We start from the raw sequence: 1,435 nt of genomic DNA, 5'->3' as shown, positions 1-1,435 counted from the left end.
AGTTGTTGGTCAGCTCGTAGCGGATGAAGGTGCGCAGGGTGCCGTAGGCGGTCTGCGTGCGGGCGTCGATGTTCAGACGGCCACGAGCGCGGGTGCCGTAGGCATCCGACTCACCGTAACGCTCACCGACGACGTACTCGGCGCGGACACGGCCCGAGATGCGCAGGCAGGTGTCGGTGCCCGGGATGTAGAAGAAGCCAGCGCCATAGGCGGTGCAGACGCGAACGTATTCGACCGGAGCGGCCTTCCGCGAGGGAAGGTCGGCGGCCTGAGCCCCGGCGACCGCGGCGATGCCGGCGGCGGAACCGAGGAGGAGGCTCTTAACGAGCTTCATTTGGTAACCTCCAAAAGAGTTTCGAGACCCTCGGGTTTCGGCCTGCCCCCCGCCCCAGACTTTCTAGCCCGACGCAGAACCTGCCTATTCCCGGTCTTTCGCCTGCGTCACCGACCTATTTCGGAGGCGAAGACGAAAAACAGCGACCGGGAACGTCCCGACGCATGATCACCATACGAAAGCCGCCTGCCCGATCAACCACGTTCCTCCCCCCGAGGCCGGTTCCGGGGTGCTTTGAAATCCGGTGTTGCAGGCGCGCCACGCTTTGAGGCTCGAAATTTACGGACTGTTAATATCGTCCGCCCCGGCGGGCCCGTTTTGAAGGCCTCAAATCGGGGAATCGGGAGTCGATAGTGGCGTCCGGATGGCGAATCTCCCGAGAGGCGATTCCCTTCCGCCTGCCAGTCAGTATTCCCACTCGGCTCCGATTCCGACGGCGGCGCTGCCATCCGCACCGGTTTCCGCCTGGAGCTTCAGGCGCTTGGTCACGTCTATGCCGACCGAGACGCCGCTGTCCTCCGGCTTCGCGCCGACCTTCACACCGACGGAGACGTTGTCGGTGAGGTAGCGCGATGCGCCGACCGTCGGCCCGCCAGCTCCCATCTGGATGTCGAGATTGTCGACACCGAGCGATTTGCGCAGCCGTTCGAAGGTGTCGTCCCCGCCGCCACCGGCGAACTGTGCAGCGGCCTGCGCCAGCTGGAGTGCCTGGAAGGGCGAGAGCGAGCCGGAGGCGCGCGCGAAGAGCAATCGCGACAAAACCTCGTCCTGCGGCAACTCGGGTTGCGAGGTGAAGGCGAAATTCGGCTGATCCGCCGGGCCGCTGACGATGATCTTGGCGGTCACGTCGCCGGCACTGGTTTCAGCCACGAAGTCGAGATCGGGAATCAGGCCGCCGGCGAAGGTCAGCCGGCCGCGGCTGAAATCGAGGCGCTGCGTCAGCACGCTGAGACGTCCGCGGCGCAGTTCGAAGCCGCCGTTCAGCACCGGCGCGGACGAGGTTCCGGCGACGCGAATCTCTCCGCCGAGCTCGGCATCGATGCCGCGCCCGCGGATGAAGACGCGGTTGGGCGCCGAGACGATCAACGCCAGCGCCGCATC

Annotated in this window: 2 protein-coding genes; both read right to left on the bottom strand. The window is 65.8% G+C overall.

What is annotated here, in order from left to right:
- A partial coding sequence (locus tag ACIPIA_RS16235; RefSeq protein ID WP_400511008.1) for a porin occupies positions 1 to 334 on the bottom strand: 334 nt, incomplete at its 3' end.
- 405 nt (positions 335 to 739) lie between these two features.
- Positions 740 to 1,435 (bottom strand): translocation/assembly module TamB domain-containing protein (locus ACIPIA_RS16230; RefSeq protein ID WP_400511007.1); only part of this gene is annotated, 696 nt, incomplete at its 5' end.

It is taken from the genome of Allobosea sp. CER48, from assembly GCF_044752385.1.
In the GTDB taxonomy this organism is placed as follows: Bacteria; Pseudomonadota; Alphaproteobacteria; order Rhizobiales; family Beijerinckiaceae; genus Allobosea.
The sequence above is the reverse complement of the archived record's forward strand: the minus strand, read 5'-3'. Positions and strand labels throughout refer to the sequence as shown.